The organism is Streptosporangium becharense (assembly GCF_014204985.1).
GTDB classification, from domain to species: domain Bacteria; phylum Actinomycetota; class Actinomycetes; order Streptosporangiales; family Streptosporangiaceae; genus Streptosporangium; species Streptosporangium becharense.
The window spans coordinates 19,956-34,943 of the sequence record NZ_JACHMP010000001.1; the positions used below are offsets into that span (position 1 = coordinate 19,956).

Sequence of the window (14,988 nt, forward strand, 5' to 3'; positions counted from 1 at the left end):
CCTGTCAATACCGGCGAGGCGTACGGAGGACATGTGATCGACTGCCATGCCCATCTGTGGGACCCCAGCGGTGGATACCCGTGGATCAGGCCCGGCTCACCGCATTTCACGACGTTCACCGTCGACGACCTGGCCGCGTCCGGGGCCGGGCTGGAGCTGAGCGGGACGATCCTGGTCGAGGCCTCACGCGGGGACGCCGGTGAGATCCTCCTCCTCCGCGACCTGCGCCTGCGTCACCCGGACCTGATCCTCGGGTACGTCGGGAACCTCAACGTCCACGCGGACCTCCCGCCGTCCAGCTTCCGGGAGCTCATGGGCGAGACCCGGCCCAACGGGATGCGCCTGGGCGGCGCCTCGTGGGAGGCCACGCCCGCCTCGGCCCGGGCGCTCATCCCCGTACTGGCCGACCTCGGGGCCGCGCTCGAACTCAACCTCCACGTGGACGCGCTCCGGGCCGCGGCCGAGGTCGCCGGTCGCCACCCCGCGCTGACCGTGATCGTCGATCACCTCGGCAACCCGGCGAACCTCCTGACCGGCGACGTCTCCGGCTGGCGTGAGCAGGTCCGGCGCGCGGCCCGGGTGCCGAACGTGATCATGAAGATCTCCGGCCTCCTCACCCAGCAGCACGGCGTACCGCACAAGCGGGTGGCCGAACTGGCCGGCCACGCGGTCGAGTCGTTCGGCCCCGACCGTTGCGTGGTCGGCTCCGACTGGCCGATCTGCCTGCCCCGGGGATCGCGGGCCGACTCGCTGCGCCTGTCCGAACGCGGGCTCGCCGGGCTCACGGCCGACGAGCGCGCACGCGTGCTGACGGCGACCGCCTCGCGCGTCTACAACCTGGACGGCGCCGGTTGACAACGATCCGGCCTCCCTGCTTCCATGCGACAGTTGATCGATAAACGATGATTGGTGCGCTCGATGGCTCATTTCGACCTGCCCCAGGAACAGCTCGAGCAGTACCTGCCGGTCCTGCCGGAGCCGGCGGACTTCGACGCGTTCTGGGCGAAGACCCTCACCGAGAGCCGCGGTTTCGACCTCGCGACGACGGTCGAGCCGGTGGCGAACGGGCTCGCGACGATCGACACCTTCGACGTCACGTTCGCGGGTTTCGGTGGCCACCCCGTCAAGGGATGGCTGCACCTGCCGGCGACCAAGAGCGGCCCCCTTCCCGCCGTCGTGGAGTATCTGGGGTACGGCAGCGGCCGCGGCGTGCCGCACGAGAAGAGACTCTGGGCGTGCGCGGGCTACGCGCACTTCGTCATGGACACCCGCGGCCAGGGAGCCGGGACGCCCGACCCCGACCCCGCGAGCGGTGACATCGCGGCCCCCGGATTCCTGACCCGCGGCGTCCTCGACCCCGACCGCTACTTCTACCGCCGCGTGTTCACCGACGCGGTGCGCGCCGTCGAGGCGGTGCGCGCACACCCGGCCGTGGATCCGGACAGGGTCACGGTCACCGGAACCAGCCAGGGCGGCGGCATCGCCCTCGCGGTGGCCGGGCTCGTGCCCGACCTCGTGGCGGTCATGCCGGACGTGCCGTTCCTCTGCCACTTCCCGCGCGCGACCACGTTCACCGACCAGCCGCCCTACGTCGAGGTCACCAGGTTCGTGAAACTCCATCGCGAGCACACGGCGACCGTCATGCGCACCCTGTCGTACTTCGACGGCGTGACGCTCGCGCGGCGGGCCAACGCGCCGACGCTCTTCTCCGTCGGCCTCATGGACCGCATCTGCCCGCCCTCGACCGTGTACGCGGCGTTCAACCACTACGGCGCGCTCTGCGAGCTCCCCCCGGAGAGCAAGCAGATCAGCGTGTACCCGTTCAACGACCACGAGGGCGGCGGACCGGACCACGAGGTCGTCAAGCTCGCCTGGCTGGCCCGACGGCTGGAGTCTCCATCGATACCTGCTAAGCGATGATCGCGTATCATGGACCCGGGGCTCGCGACATCGCATGATGGGGATTTCATGGCATCGACACGGCAAGCGAGTGGCTTCGCCTCCACGCTGGCCACCAACAAGGACCGGTTCCGCAACACCCTGATCTCCGATCAGGTCTACGAGTTGCTGCGCCAGGCCATCGTCGAGGGCGACCTCGCGCCGAACGAGCGAGTGGTGGAGTCGGAGATCGCACGTCGTCTCGGTGTGAGTCAAGCGCCGGTTCGTGAAGCGGTCAAGCAGCTGGCCCGCGAGGGCCTGCTCATGCACGTGCCGAGACGCGGCAACTTCGTCGTCGAGATCTCCACACAGGACGCCGAGTACGCCCGCCAGGTGCGCGAACCGCTCGAACGGCTGGCCGCCCAGCTCGCCGCCGAGCGCATCACCGACGACGACCTCCGCGAACTCGACGAGCTCGTCGGCCAGATGCACCGGGCGACGGCGGCCAACGACGTCAGCGCGTTCCGCGACGCCGACATAGCCTTCCACACCCGGGTCAGCCAGATCGCGGGAAACCCGTTCCTGACCCGGATGTGGGAGGTCCTGGAGCCGAGCCTGCGCGCGCTCCGCGCCATCGCCGACCCCCTCTTCGAGGGAGACTGGCACGCGATGGCCGACGAGCACGGGCGCCTGGTCTCGATGCTGCGCGACGGCGACGGCGCCGCGGCTGCCGAGGCGTTCGCGGACCACGCCGCGGGCCGTGCCCCGGTCCCGGACCGTCGCGTCGAGAAGAAACCCGGACGGACGAGCGGCGGATAGAACGCGTCCGCGCGCCGGCCTGCGCGCCGGCCCTCAGCGCACCTTCCGGAAGAACTCCCGGACGTCGTCGACCAGCAGGTCCGGTGCCTCCATCGCGAGGAAATGGCCGCCCCTGTCGAGTTCGGTCCAGTGCACGACGTTGTGGTCGCGCTCGGCCCACCGCCGGACGGTGACGTCGTGCACCGAGACCAGCACGCCGGTCGGCACCGTCCCGCGCAGGGCCGACCAGCCTCCGTTGCCTTCGTCCCAGCCCGCGCCGTCCTCGGCGCCGCCGCCGGTGCTTTCCCCGGCGTCTTCCGCGGTGCCGTCACCCGTGCCTTCGTCCCGGTCGGCGGCCGTCTCGCCCCAGGTGTTCGCGGAGATCTCCTCGTAGTAGATCTGCGCCGCCGACCCGGCCGTGCCGGTGAACCAGTACAGCGAGACGTCGGTCAGGATGCGGTCGCGGTCGACGCTGTCCTCGGGCAGCCCGTCCGCCGGGTCGGTCAGCTCCTTGAACTTCTCCACGATCCAGGCGAGCTGACCGACGGGCGAGTCGTGCAGCGCGTACGCCACCGTCTGCGGCCGTTTGGAGTTGCACTGCAGGTAACCGTCGTTGAAGTCCTGCATCGCCTGCCAGCGGCGCCGCTCGACCTCGGACAGGCCGTCCATTTCACCGTCCTGCCCGGCGGGGAAGGTGAGCAGGGCGTTGACGTGGACACCGCAGACGCGGTCGGGGGCCTGCGCACCCATCCGGGGGGCGACCCACGCGCCGGTGTCGTAGCCCTGGACGCCGTACCGCTCGTATCCGAGCCGGGACATCAGCTCCACGAGCACCCGGGCCATCCGGGCCGCGTCCATGCCCGGCCCGGCCAGCGGCGTGGAGAACCCGAACCCGGGCAACGACGGGATCACCAGGTGGAAGGCGGTCTCCGGGTCTCCGCCGTGCGTCCGGGGGTCCGACAGCGGGCCGATCACGTCGAGGAAGTCGGTGATCCCACCCGGCCAGCCGTGCAGCAGCACCAGAGGCGTGGCGTCGGGCTCGGGTGAGCGCACATGCAGGAAGTGGACGGTCTGCCCGTCGACGGTGGCGAGGTACTGCGGATGCTCGTTGATCGCCGCCTCGTGCGTCCGCCAGTCGTAGCCGGTGCGCCAGTACTCGGCGAGCTCCCTGAGGTATCCCAGGGGCACCCCCCGCCGCCAGCCGACGCCCGGCAGTTCGTCGGGCCAGCGGGTGCCGGCCAGCCGGGCGGCCAGGTCGTCGAGGTGAGCCTGGGGGATGTCGATCCGGAAAGGGCGGACGCCCTGTCGCTGCTCTGTCACGCAGGCGACGCTATGCCGCCCTTAGGACAGTTTCGGTCCTAAGAATCCGGCAGTCTTGACGCCATGAAGGAGACCTCCGCACGGCTGCTCAGACTGCTGTCGCTCCTGCAGACCCGTCGCGACTGGTCCGGCGCCGAACTCGCCGACCGGCTGGGCGTCACCACGCGCACGATCCGCAGGGACGTGGAGCGGCTGCGTGAGCTCGGCTATCCGGTGCACGCCACCCGGGGCACCGCCGGCTACCGGTTGGGGGCCGGCGCCTCGCTCCCACCGCTGCTGCTCGACGACGACGAGGCGGTCGCCGTGACGGTCGGGCTCCGCACGGCGGCGGGCGGCTCGGTGGCCGGGATCGAGGAGACCTCGCTGCGGGCGCTCGCCAAGATCGAGCAGGTGTTGCCGTCCCGGTTGCGCCACCGGGTGAACACGCTGCACACGGCGACCGTCCGGGTCGGCGGTGCCGGGCCGGCGGTGAGCCCGGACACGCTGATGGCGATCGCCGACGCCTGCCGGCGCCGCGAACGGCTGCGCTTGGACTACACCAGCCCGCGCGGCGGCGGCACGGTCCGGTCCGTCGAGCCGCACAGCCTGGTCAGCTTCGACCGGCACTGGTATCTCGTCGCCTGGGACGTCGACCGCGACGACTGGCGCACCTTCCGGGTGGACCGGCTGACCCCCCGTCCCCCGGCCGGTCCGAGGTTCGCCCCCAGGCGACCCCCGGACGGCGACGTCGCGACCTACCTGGCCCACCGGTTGTCCACGCGGGCCTGGCCGGTCCAGGCGACCGTCACCCTGCACGAACCCGCCCAGGCCGTGGCCGACCGGATCTGGCCGGGGACGGGCGTCGTCGAGGCCGTCGACGACCGCAACTGCCTGCTGCACGTCGGCGCCGAGACCCCGTCCGCGCTCGTCTGGATGATCACTTCGGTGGACGCCGACTTCACCCTCACCAGCGGCCCGCCCGCACTCGCCGACGCCTTCCGTGCCCAGGCCGCCCGCTGCCTGCACGCCGTGCGGGCGACACCGTCGTCCTGAGACGCCCCCGCCGGGCGGGCGGCGCGGGCCTGGCGCGGTGGCGTGCCGCCGCGCCAGGCCTGATCCCCTTCAGCCGGGTAGAGGCCGGGGATGCGGACGACACGACCCCCGCGGATCACCCGGCCGGTGATGTACCACCGGTGGTCCCATATGACCTTCGTGCACTGGCGCTACCCAGCGGCCCTGGTGCAGCCGCTGCTGCCCCGCGGGCTCACGGTGGAGGAGTTCGACGGCTCGGCCTGGGTCGGCCTGACCCCCTTCCTCATGGAGGACGTGCGGCTGCCGGGCGTACCGGCGCTGCCGTGGATGTCGAGGTTCCCCGAGACGAACGTGCGCACATACGTGCGGGACGCCCGGGGACGCGGCGGACTGTGGTTCCTGTCGCTGGACGCCGGGCGCCTCTTCGCGATGCTCGGCGGCCGGGCCGGATACCGGTTGCCGTACCACTGGTCCGACATGTCGGTGCGGGCCGAGGGCGACCGGATCGGCTACCGCTGCCGGCGCCGCCTGCCCGGCCCGCCCGGTGCCCGGTGCGATGCGGTGGTGGAACTGGGGCCGTCGCTGGCCGACTCCGACCGGGACGAACTGACGGACTTCCTCACCGAACGCTACCGGTTGTTCACGGTCATCGGGGGCGGGCTGGCCTGCGCCGAGGTCGAGCACGCGCCGTGGCCGCTGCGCCGCGTCCGGCTGGTCCGCCTCGACCAGGACCTCGTCCGGGCCGGAGGGCTCCCCGCTCCCGGCCACGAGCCGATCCTGCACGCCTCTGCGGGCGTGCGGGTGCGGGTGGGGATGTGGAGCCGGGTGAAGGAGGGGGGTTCCCCGGTGTGACCGTCGGCCATCGGCGCGCCGTCGTCACGGTGGAAGCCGGCCCCGGGCGGTGCCCGCTCCTTGGAACGATCCATATGCGAGGTTCGCCGAAGGGTGCAAGCATCGCGGCGAATGGCCTGGGAGGTGGACTGACGTGAGTGAGCCCGAGGTTCGGCCGAACGAGACGACGGTGCCGTTGATGCCGTGCGCGTCCGTGGAAGAGACTCTGGCGTTCTATGAGGCGCTGGGATTCGAGGCGACCCACAGACAGAGCAAGCCCTATGTCTATCTGGCGCTGCAGTGGAGCGGATTCCAGCTGCACTTCGGCCCGGCCCCCAAGGGGCTGGACCCGGCCCGGGAGGAGTCCGGAGGGTGCCTGGTCATGGTCGACGCCGTGGCGCCGTACCATGCGGCGTTCGTCGCGGCGATGCGCCGGGTCCACGGGAAGGTGCTGAGTTCGGGCCTTCCGCGGATCACCCGCTACCGGCCGGGGGCGTCCCGGTTCACGCTGATCGATCCGTCCGGGAACTCGATCATATTCATCCAGCGTGACGAGCCGGCCGAACTGGAGTACGGCGGCTCGAAGAAGCTGACGGGCCTGGCCAGGGCACTCGACAACGCCCGGATCCTGCGTGAGTTCAAGAACGACGACCTGCAGGCTTTCCGTGCGCTCAAGTCCGCGGTGCGCAGGCACGGCGCGGACGCGCCGGTGGCCGCGCGGGCCGTCGCACTGTGCCACCTCATCGACCTGGCCATGGTCCTCGGCGAGCCCACCGATCCGTGGGCCGCCGATTTACGCGGTCTTGAGCTCACCGCCGACGACAGGCAGCGCATCGAGTCGGAACTGGGGCATCTCGCCGAGCTGCAGGAGTGGCTTCCCTGAGGAGGGCGGTATCAGATCTTCACACCGAGCGCCCGGTCAGTGGCTCAGCCGCCGGTAGCGGCGCACCGACAAAGGCAGGAAGACCAGCACGATCAGCGCCGGCCAGGCCACCGCCATCAGCAGTGAGTGCTGCGCGGCCCAGGAGTCGCCGCCCAGGCCGGGATTGCCGAACAACTCCCGGCAGGCGGCCACCGTGGCCGACAGCGGGTTCCATTCGGCGATCGTCCCCAGCCAGGCGGGCATCTGCGTGGGCGAGACGAACGTGTTGGCGAGCATGCCGAGCAGGTACAGCGGCATCCACGCCACCCCGGCGGCCTCCGGAGTGACCATCAGGCCGATGTAGATCCCCACCCAGATGAGCGCGAAGCGCAGCAGCAACAGCAGCCCGAACGCGGCCAGCGCCTCGGCCGGCCCGTTGTTCCACGTCCAGCCGACCACCAGGGCACAGCCGACCAGCAAGGCCAGTTCCAGCACAGAGTTGATCATGTCGCAGAGACAGCGGCCGAGGACGACGCCCGACTGCGACATCGGCATCGAGCGGAACCGGTCGGTGACGCCCTTGGCCGTCTCGACGGAGACGGCGGTGAGCGTCGCCGCGACACCGAACAGCATCGTCTGGCCGAACATGCCGGGCATCAGGAACTCCCGGTAGTCGCCCCCGCCGGCCACCGTCATGGCGCTGCCGAAGACGTAACCCAGCATCAGCACCATCATGATCGGCCAGAGCAGGCTGTAGACGATCAGCAGCGGGTTGCGCACCCAGTGGACGAGGCTGGTACGGGTGATGACCCATGCGTCGGCGAGCATCCAGCCCAGCCGTTCCGGGACGGTCCGGGGTGCGGTGGGGGTGAGGAGCGCGTTCACGCGGCCGCCTCCTGCCCGGCGCGGTTCCCGGTCAGGTGCAGGAACACCTCGTCGAGGGTGGGGCGGCGCAGCGTGACGTCCTCGACCGTCACCCCCGCCGCCGCCATCGCCTGGACGATCTCGGTCAGGGCCGTGATCCGGTCGTTCACCGGGACGCTGATCCGGCGCCCGTCCGGGTCGATCTCGGGTTCGGCCCCGGCGACCCGGGCGGTGCGGCGTGCGGCCTCGGGCAGGTCCGCGGCGTCGCGCAGCACCAGGTCGATCCGGTCCGCGGAGATCATCGACTTGAGCCGCCCGGGAGTGTCGTCGGCGATCACCCGGCCGCCGTCGATCACGGCGATCTGGTGGGCGAGCCGGTCGGCCTCCTCCAGATACTGGGTGGTGAGCAGCACGGTCGTGCCACCGGCGACCATGTCCTGGACCACCCGCCACACCTCGTTGCGGTTACGCGGGTCGAGCCCGGTGGTGGGCTCGTCCAGGAACAGCACCCGCGGCGCCAGGATGAAGCCGGCGGCGAGGTCGAGCCGGCGGCGCATGCCGCCGGAGTAGTGTTTGACGCGTTTTCCCGCCGCCTCGGCCAGGCCGAACCGGTCCAGCAGTTCTCCGGCGCGGTGGCGGGCGGCCCGTGCACCGAGGTGGTGCAGGCGCCCCCACATCTCCAGGTTCTCCCGGCCGGTGAGGATCTCGTCCACCGCCGGTTGCTGGCCCGCCAGCCCGATCCGGCAGCGGACCCGGGCCGCCTGGGTGGCCACGTCGCATCCGGCCACCTCTGCCCGGCCGCCGTCGGCGCGCAGCAGTGTGCCGAACACGCGGACGGCGGTTGTCTTGCCTGCACCATTAGGGCCCAGCAGCCCGCACACCGTGCCCTCCCGGACCCGCAGGTCGAACCCGTCCAGAGCGCGGGTGTCGCCGTAGCGCTTGCACAGCCCCTCGGCGACGATCGCGAACGATCCCACGATCACTCCCTTTCGGTACGCGTGATCCCACTCCTGCGAGCAGGACGGGATCGAACATTACCATTTTGGAACACGGACGTCTCATAATGAGAGGATAAATACGCATTTTGGGGCCAGTGGTACGGTGCGAGCCATGAGCAACACCGCATCGCCGCAGTCCGGAGTACGCGGGCGGACGCGACGCGCCATCCTGAGCGCCGCCGCCTCCGTGTTCGCCCGCGACCGCTCGGCGACACTCGCGGATGTCGCCGGCGCCGCGGACGTCGGCCGCAGCACCCTTCACCGCTACTTCCCCGACCGCGACGAACTCATCAGGGCCGTCATCGACGACTCCCTGGAGATGCTGGGGCAGGCGGTGACGGACGCGGCGATCGACCGGGGGCCCGCCGAGGAGGGGATGCGCAGGCTCGTCGCCGCCATGTTGGGGGTCGGCGACCGGCTCCGGTTCCTCTTCGGTGACATGCGCATGCTTCAGGAGCACCACCCGGCTCCCGCACCGGAGGACCCCGACTGTCCCCAGGACTCCGTCCCCGATCCGGTGATCGTGCTCATCCGGCGCGGCCAGAGCGAGGGCGTCTTCGACCCGGAAGTCAGCGCCGGCTGGATCCAGCAGGTGCTGTGGGGCCTCGTCTACACCGCGGCGGAGGAGGTCGACAAGGGAAACCTCCCCCGCCACGTCGCCACCGCGACCGTGATCCGGACCCTGGAGAACGGCGTCCACACGCGGCGGTCACCGTCCGTCGAACCCCGCGTCGGCGTCGGCTCATGACTCCCGTACCGGTGGCCACGGCCCCCGCACTTGATCCCCGGCGAGGATGATGCCCTCCCTCGACATCGCCCAGTGGGTGGTGGTACTGCTCTCCCTGTTCCTGGTCGGCTTCTCCAAGACCGGCGTCTCCGGCGCCGGGACGGTGGCGATCGCCCTGTTCGCCCTCGTCCTGCCGACCAAGCAGTCGACCGGCATGCTGCTGCCGCTGCTGCTCGTGGGCGACGTGGTCGCCGTGCTCTCCTACCGACGCCACGCGGACTGGCCCCGGTTGCTGCGGCTGTTCCCGTGGGTGGCCGCCGGGGTGGTCGCCGGCGCCGTCGTCGTCCGCTGGGTGGACGACGCCCAGATGAGACGGCTCATCGGCGGGATCCTGCTGGCGATCACCGCCGTCCACCTGTGGAACCGCCGCCGCGGCCCGGACGCCTCGCTCGCCCGCCATCGGCCGGTGGCCGCCCTGGCGGGCCTCCTGGCCGGCTTCGCCACCATGACGGCCAACGCGGCAGGGCCGATCATGGCCCTGTACCTTCTCGCGGCGGGCCTGCCGATACTGGGCTTCCTCGGCACCAGCGCGTGGTTCTTCCTGTCGATCAACGCCTTCAAGGTGCCGTTCAGCGTCGCGCTCGGTCTCATCACCCCGGCCACCCTCGTCTTCGCCGCGTTCACCGCCCCGGCGGTCCTGGCCGGTGCCGCGGCCGGGCGCGCGGTCGTCGGCCGCATCGACAGGACGTGGTTCGAGCGGGTCACCCTGGCCCTCACCGTCCTGGCCGCGCTGCGCCTGCTGGTCTGAACCGCAGGCCCGCGGCCCGGCCTTAATTTCCGGTGGAACCGTTCCGCTGCTCACCGTTAACCTCGGGAACCACGTTCGACCACATCCGGAAGGAACACATATGAGCACGGGCGTCCGGCTGATCCGCCACCGGGAACTCGCCCAGACGGTCGACTACGCCTACGCGGCGGTCGCCGAGGCACCGGTGCGCTCCATCTGGGTCGCGGGGGCCTGCCCCCTGGACGCGGAGGGCAGGACGGTCGCGGTGGGAGACTACGCGGGGCAGGCGCACCAGGTGATGTGCAACCTCGTCACCGCCCTGGAGGGGGCCGGGGCGTCGCTGACCGACGTCGTCAAGACCACCGTGTACGTGGCCTCCTCCCGACAGGCCGACCTGGTCGAGGCATGGGAGGTCTACCGGGAGTACATGGGGACGCACGACGTCCCGAGCACATTGCTCGGCGTGACGGTGCTCGGCTACGACGACCAGCTCGTCGAGGTCGAGGCGGTGGCCGTGATCACCGGTGCCCCAGGCCCCGGGGACGCCCCGGGTGCTCGCCCGGCGTGACCCGCCGCCCGGTCAGATCCAGCCGTACCGCCGGGCGATGCGCGCGGCCTCGTGGCGGTTCGCGGCACCGACCTTCCCGGCCGCGGAGGAGAGATAGTTCCGTACGGTCCCGGGCGACAGCGCCGCCCGGCGGGCTATCTCCTCCACCGGAGCCCCCTCGGCGGCCAGTTCCAGCACGTCGGCCTCGCGTGGAGTGAGCGGGCTGTCGCCCGCGCCGATCGCCTCGGCGGCGAGCTGCGGGTCGACGTAGCGGCCCCCGGCGTGGATCGTGCGCACGACGTCGGCCAGCACGGCGGCGGAGACGGTCTTCGGCAGGAAGCCGCGTACGCCGGCCGAGAGCGCCCGTTTCAGGTACCCGGGACGGCCGTGACTCGTGACGATCATGGTGCGGCAGCCCGGCAGTTCCCCGTGGAGCATGCGGGCCACGCTCACACCGTCCAGGTCGGGCAGTTGCAGGTCGAGCATGGCCACGTCCGGCCGGAAGACACGGGCCATGGCGAGCGTCTCGGCGCCGGTGGCCGCCTGGGCCACCACGCTCAGATCGTCTTCGAGGGACAGCAGCGCCGCCAAGGCACCCCGGATGAGGTGCTCGTCCTCGGCGAGCAGGATCCGGATCGGCTCGCCGCTCACCGGGTCTCCCTCCCCTGGGCCGGGAGCGGCCCGGTGGTCGCGGTCTTCTCCGGGACCACGCCCGGCCCGGTGTCCGCCGTCTTCCCCTGGGCCGGGAGCGGCCCCGCGGGCACGGGCGGCGGCGGTGTCACGCCGGTCACCGGGTCCCCTCCGGAGGCGGTCGCGGGCAGCGGCAGTTCGGCGGTGAGACGGAACCGGTCGGGCGGCTCCCATCCGGCGGTGACGCTTCCGCCGAGCGCTGCGAGCCGTTCCGCCACCCCGGGGAAACCGTTGCCGATCGGCCGGTGCCCGCCGGCGGGCACCGGGCCCGCCGCCCCGTCGTTCTCCATGGTCAGGGTCAGCCGGTCGGCGCCGCCGGTCGACGACCGGCTCAGGGACACCGTGCACGTGCGCGCCTCGCTGTGCCGCAGCACGTTCGTCGTGCCCTCCCGCACCACCCAGCCGAGGGTGCTCTGCGCCTCGGTGGACAGGCCGTGCCCGTCACCGACCACCCGGCAGTGCACCCCCGCCGAGGCGAGGACCGCCCTGGCGCCGGCCAGTTCCGTGTCGAGGTCGGCGGTGCGGTATCCGCGCACCACCTCGCGCATCTCGGTCAACGACTCCTCCGCGATCCTGCGCACCTCGCGCATCTCCTCCACCGCCCCGGACCGGCCGCGTTCGGCCAGCCGCACGGCGAGCTCACTCTTGAGAGCCACCACCGACAGGTTGCGGCCGATCACGTCGTGCAGGTCGCGGGCGAAGCGCAGCCGCTCCTCGGCGACCGCGAGGCGGGCACGCAGCCTGACGGAGTGCTCCATCTCCCAGACGCTCTTCACCCCCCACGTCGAGACGCGGAACGTGAGCGTCCAGGCGGCCACGAGGCCGCACAGGCCGATCGCGGCGGGCAGGGCGATCGAGACGGGGGCGCCCTCAATCCGGGACACCGCGAACTTCGTCACCGTGGCCGCCGCCAGCACGCCCGCGGTGACCGGGAGCGACACCGCCGCCGACACGGCGGCGACGAACGCGGGCGCCATGACGACCACCAGACCGGAGGCAGGACCGTCGGGATGGCCGGGTTGCGCGTCCGGGTAGGCCGCGACCCCGGCCACCACGCCCACGACCGTGAGCCCGCAGACGAGGGCGATCAGTCTCACCGGCCGGGGCCGGCGCCCCAGGTAGTGGTCCATTCCCGCGTGGACGAGCAGCGCGCAGGCGAGGGCGTGCAGAGTGAGCCAGATCAGCATCGCCCATCGTGCGAACACCCCCACCTCGGGGCCGAGCATGGTGGCACTCCACACCGGCTCGAACACGTACGTCCCGCAGAGCATGATCCGGGTCCCCAGGTCCCAGCGCTCCGCCTGGCTTCGCCGCCGCCACCGGTCCGTCATCCTGCTCCCGCCCACGTCGTCATCATGGCAGTCGTGCCCGTGAACCGCTCCCGCGGACGCCGTCGGCGCCGGGCGTACGGCGCGCTACCGGGTGAACCGCATCTCCGGCCAGCGCTTGGACGGCCCGTCGAGCAACCGGCCCGGCCGCCCCAGCAGGTGGCGGTCGAAGAACGCGCGGAGGTAGACGCGCTGGACCAGCACCGAACGCGGCCCGTCGATCTTCCCGATCATCTCGTTCACCTGCTCCGGCGGCAGTCCCAGCGGGTGCTGCCGGAGCAGCACCTGAAGGTCGGTGAACGAGCTGTGGCCCGCGCCGTCCAGTCGCAGCTCCAGCCGCCAGCCCCGCAGGCGGGACCACAGCGCCGCCCAGCCCGGGTCGTTGTCCCGGCCGTGCTCCGAGCTGCCGACCAGCAGGAACGGCCGGTCCAGTCCCGCGCGCAGGACCGGTCCGAACATCGCGCCGTCCAGGTTGGCGCCGGCCTTGATCCGCGGGTCCGCGTGCATGGTCGCGGCGGCGGTGGCGCCGCCCAGCGAATGCCCGAACATGCCGACGCGCGACAGGTCGAGCATGCCGCGGAGCCCGCTCGGCGGAGACCCGCGGCCGGCGTCGACGGCGTGTCCGCGGTTGAGCGCGGTCAACTGGTCCATGACGAAACGCGTGTCGGCGGTCCGGACGGCCACCGCCTTGGTGGCGACCGGGTCGTCCGGCTTGTCGAAGTCCGGCGGCGGGCTGACCGCATGGGTCTCCAGCCGCCCGCCGGGGAACTCCACGGCCGCGGCGTCGTGGGTGTGGTCGACGGTGGCGACGACGTAACCGTGGCTGGCGAGGTCCTCCGCCAGGGCGGTGCCGGAGGCGCGGTCGGCGGCGAAGCCGTGCGAGAAGAGCACCACCGGACGGGGCCCCCGCCTCCGGTCCACCGGCGCTCCCACCCGCCCGTGGGTGACCGGCAGGCGTACGGTGCCCGCCGGGAGGCCGGACAGGACGGCCTGCGCCACCTTGGGCGACAACCACGGGGCCCGGGGATGCGCCGTCGTCTTCTCGGCCGGGTACCACAGCTGGACCATCAGCTCCCGGGACGTCTTGGCGGGCACCCACGGGTCGGGCCGTGAGCGGTCGACCAGGTGCAGCGACACGGTCCCGATCCGGAGCGGGCCGGTGGGCTCCGGCAGCGTGAGCCGGACGGGCGCCGCCTGTCCGGCGGTGAGACCGGCGCCGGTGCCGGTGCCCTCAGTCGGCGTCGTTCCGGCGGCGGTGGGGCGGGCGTCGCCGGTGCCGGCGAGCGCGGGAGCGGCCGTGAGCGCCAGCCCCAGCACCGCCGCCGGCACGGCGCGGCGGAGCATCGCGGCTCCCCGCCGGATCGGGCCGGGCTCACGCTCGGCCGGCCGGGGCCGGAGAACCGCGTACAGGTGATCGGACATCGTCATGATCCCAGCGTCCGGTGTCATCCGGACGCGGGACAGTGCCGGTAATCACCGGTTCAGGTGCGTTCCTCACCGCCGGCCGATGACAAAACTCACACCACCCGCCCCTCCCCCGGCCTGCCCGCGGGGCACGGCGTCCGGCGGGGGCGTCCGGGTCAGTCTTTCGCCTTGGGACGGACACGCAGGTGCGCACGTTCCCCCTGCCTGCCGAACAGGCTGAGGAACTCGACCGTTTCGGCGTCGGCGGGGCCGAACCAGTGCGGCACGCGGGTGTCGAACTCGACCGCCTCGCCGGGTGAGAGCACCAGGTCGTGTTCACCGAGGATGAGCCGCACCCGTCCGTTGAGGACGTAGAGCCATTCATAGCCCTCGTGGGTCTGCGGGTCGGGCTCTCCCGGGCGGGCGCCGGGTGAGAGCACGAGCTTGTACGCCTGGATGCCGCCGGCCCGGCGGGTCAGGGGCAGCATGGTCATGCCGTCGCGGACGATCGGACGCAGGTGGATGCGCGGGTCTCCGGTGGGCGGGGCGTCGACGAGTTCGTCGAGTGTGACGCCGTGGGCCCTGGCCAGCGGAAGCAGCAGTTCGAGGGTCGGGCGGCGGGCGCCGGACTCCAACCGCGACAGGGTGCTCACCGAGATGCCGGTCGCCGCCGACAGGTCGGCCAGCGTGGTCTCGCGTTGCCGGCGCAGCGCGCGCAGCCGGGGGCCGACCGCGCCGAGTGCTTGGTCGAGATCGTCGTCCATGCCGCCAGTTTGCCATATCGGCAAATAAGTTTGCGGAAAATGCCGGAGAGCTCGCATATTCGCCATGGAGGCGGTCGCGGTGACCGATCAACCGGAGAACGGCGGCGGCGAACCGGGCGCCGCGGTGAGAGCGTCGCCCGCCCTCCCCACGATTTGCTGTCCTGGCAACGAACTTTGTC

Annotated in this window: 16 protein-coding genes; 9 read left to right on the plus strand and 7 right to left on the minus strand. The window is 72.0% G+C overall.

Annotated features, from left to right (window positions below; translation table 11 throughout):
- Positions 1–33 precede the first annotated feature (33 nt).
- The 3 genes from F4562_RS00095 (at position 34) to F4562_RS00105 (ending at position 2,697) form a co-directional block, all read left to right on the plus strand.
- On the plus strand, positions 34–855 hold the full coding sequence (locus F4562_RS00095) for an amidohydrolase family protein (protein ID WP_184548475.1): 822 nt from the start codon (positions 34–36) through the stop codon (positions 853–855).
- Between the two features lie 63 nt (positions 856–918).
- The gene (locus tag F4562_RS00100) at positions 919–1,920 is read left to right on the plus strand and encodes an acetylxylan esterase (RefSeq protein WP_184548473.1); all 1,002 of its coding nucleotides are present in this window, start codon (positions 919–921) and stop codon (positions 1,918–1,920) included.
- Between the two features lie 48 nt (positions 1,921–1,968).
- On the plus strand, positions 1,969–2,697 hold the full coding sequence (locus tag F4562_RS00105; protein ID WP_184548471.1) for a GntR family transcriptional regulator: 729 nt from the start codon (positions 1,969–1,971) through the stop codon (positions 2,695–2,697).
- A 33-nt stretch (positions 2,698–2,730) separates the two neighbouring features.
- Here F4562_RS00105 and F4562_RS00110 read toward each other — a convergent pair whose 3' ends face one another.
- Entirely contained in the window at positions 2,731–3,996 is a 1,266-nt protein-coding gene (locus tag F4562_RS00110; RefSeq protein ID WP_184548469.1) for an epoxide hydrolase family protein, read from the minus strand.
- Positions 3,997–4,059: 63 nt separating this feature from the next.
- Between F4562_RS00110 and F4562_RS00115 the strand changes: the two genes are divergently transcribed.
- From F4562_RS00115 to F4562_RS00125, 3 genes are all read left to right on the plus strand, one after another.
- A complete protein-coding gene (locus tag F4562_RS00115; protein WP_184548467.1) occupies positions 4,060–5,028 on the plus strand; it encodes a helix-turn-helix transcriptional regulator in 969 nt (322 codons plus the stop codon).
- 150 nt (positions 5,029–5,178) lie between these two features.
- Complete coding sequence (locus F4562_RS00120) at positions 5,179–5,859, plus strand: YqjF family protein (protein WP_221207916.1); 681 nt, start codon at positions 5,179–5,181, stop codon at positions 5,857–5,859.
- A 133-nt stretch (positions 5,860–5,992) separates the two neighbouring features.
- Positions 5,993–6,721 carry a DUF8817 family protein gene (locus F4562_RS00125; RefSeq protein ID WP_184548463.1) on the plus strand — a complete coding sequence of 243 codons (729 nt, stop codon included), beginning with the start codon at positions 5,993–5,995 and terminating at the stop codon, positions 6,719–6,721.
- Between the two features lie 36 nt (positions 6,722–6,757).
- Here F4562_RS00125 and F4562_RS00130 read toward each other — a convergent pair whose 3' ends face one another.
- Together F4562_RS00130 and F4562_RS00135 are read right to left on the minus strand one after the other, a co-directional pair.
- A complete protein-coding gene (locus tag F4562_RS00130; protein WP_375782503.1) occupies positions 6,758–7,585 on the minus strand; it encodes an ABC transporter permease in 828 nt (275 codons plus the stop codon).
- Entirely contained in the window at positions 7,582–8,544 is a 963-nt protein-coding gene (locus tag F4562_RS00135; protein ID WP_375782505.1) for an ATP-binding cassette domain-containing protein, read from the minus strand. The genes F4562_RS00130 and F4562_RS00135 overlap by 4 nt, the downstream gene beginning before the upstream one ends.
- 130 nt (positions 8,545–8,674) lie before the next feature.
- Here F4562_RS00135 and F4562_RS00140 point away from each other — a divergent pair, with 130 nt between their 5' ends.
- The 3 genes from F4562_RS00140 to F4562_RS00150 all read left to right on the plus strand — a co-directional run bounded on the left by F4562_RS00140 (position 8,675) and on the right by F4562_RS00150 (position 10,644).
- Complete coding sequence (locus F4562_RS00140; protein ID WP_184548452.1) at positions 8,675–9,310, plus strand: TetR/AcrR family transcriptional regulator; 636 nt, start codon at positions 8,675–8,677, stop codon at positions 9,308–9,310.
- A 49-nt stretch (positions 9,311–9,359) separates the two neighbouring features.
- Positions 9,360–10,097: a sulfite exporter TauE/SafE family protein gene (locus tag F4562_RS00145; protein ID WP_184548450.1), complete on the plus strand. Its 738-nt coding sequence runs from the start codon at positions 9,360–9,362 to the stop codon at positions 10,095–10,097.
- Positions 10,098–10,197: 100 nt separating this feature from the next.
- The gene (locus F4562_RS00150; protein ID WP_184548448.1) at positions 10,198–10,644 is read left to right on the plus strand and encodes a RidA family protein; all 447 of its coding nucleotides are present in this window, start codon (positions 10,198–10,200) and stop codon (positions 10,642–10,644) included.
- A gap of 12 nt (positions 10,645–10,656) precedes the next feature.
- On the opposite strand, the gene F4562_RS00155 is transcribed toward F4562_RS00150, so the two are convergent.
- The 4 genes from F4562_RS00155 to F4562_RS00170 all read right to left on the minus strand — a co-directional run bounded on the left by F4562_RS00155 (position 10,657) and on the right by F4562_RS00170 (position 14,809).
- Positions 10,657–11,274 (minus strand): response regulator, encoded by a 618-nt coding sequence (locus tag F4562_RS00155; protein WP_311734287.1) that lies wholly within the window; start codon positions 11,272–11,274, stop codon positions 10,657–10,659.
- The gene (locus F4562_RS36145; RefSeq protein WP_184548446.1) at positions 11,271–12,659 is read right to left on the minus strand and encodes a sensor histidine kinase; all 1,389 of its coding nucleotides are present in this window, start codon (positions 12,657–12,659) and stop codon (positions 11,271–11,273) included. The genes F4562_RS00155 and F4562_RS36145 overlap by 4 nt, the downstream gene beginning before the upstream one ends.
- A gap of 69 nt (positions 12,660–12,728) precedes the next feature.
- Positions 12,729–14,069, minus strand: coding sequence for an alpha/beta hydrolase family protein (locus tag F4562_RS00165; RefSeq protein ID WP_221207915.1), 1,341 nt, complete (start codon positions 14,067–14,069; stop codon positions 12,729–12,731).
- Positions 14,070–14,221: 152 nt separating this feature from the next.
- Positions 14,222–14,809: a helix-turn-helix domain-containing protein gene (locus F4562_RS00170; protein ID WP_184548444.1), complete on the minus strand. Its 588-nt coding sequence runs from the start codon at positions 14,807–14,809 to the stop codon at positions 14,222–14,224.
- Between the last annotated feature and the right edge of the window lie 179 nt (positions 14,810–14,988).

Bases quoted from the DNA above. Each gene is read 5' to 3' on its own strand.
- F4562_RS00145 (WP_184548450.1), top strand. From the start codon at position 9,360: ATGCCCTCCCTCGACATCGCCCAGTGGGTGGTGGTACTGCTCTCCCTG.
- F4562_RS00105 (WP_184548471.1), top strand. From the start codon at position 1,969: ATGGCATCGACACGGCAAGCGAGTGGCTTCGCCTCCACGCTGGCCACC.
- F4562_RS00120 (WP_221207916.1), top strand. From the start codon at position 5,179: ATGACCTTCGTGCACTGGCGCTACCCAGCGGCCCTGGTGCAGCCGCTG.
- F4562_RS00150 (WP_184548448.1), top strand. From the start codon at position 10,198: ATGAGCACGGGCGTCCGGCTGATCCGCCACCGGGAACTCGCCCAGACG.
- F4562_RS00115 (WP_184548467.1), top strand. From the start codon at position 4,060: ATGAAGGAGACCTCCGCACGGCTGCTCAGACTGCTGTCGCTCCTGCAG.
- F4562_RS00100 (WP_184548473.1), top strand. From the start codon at position 919: ATGGCTCATTTCGACCTGCCCCAGGAACAGCTCGAGCAGTACCTGCCG.
- F4562_RS00170 (WP_184548444.1), bottom strand. From the start codon at position 14,809: ATGGACGACGATCTCGACCAAGCACTCGGCGCGGTCGGCCCCCGGCTG.
- F4562_RS00165 (WP_221207915.1), bottom strand. From the start codon at position 14,069: ATGACGATGTCCGATCACCTGTACGCGGTTCTCCGGCCCCGGCCGGCC.
- F4562_RS00140 (WP_184548452.1), top strand. From the start codon at position 8,675: ATGAGCAACACCGCATCGCCGCAGTCCGGAGTACGCGGGCGGACGCGA.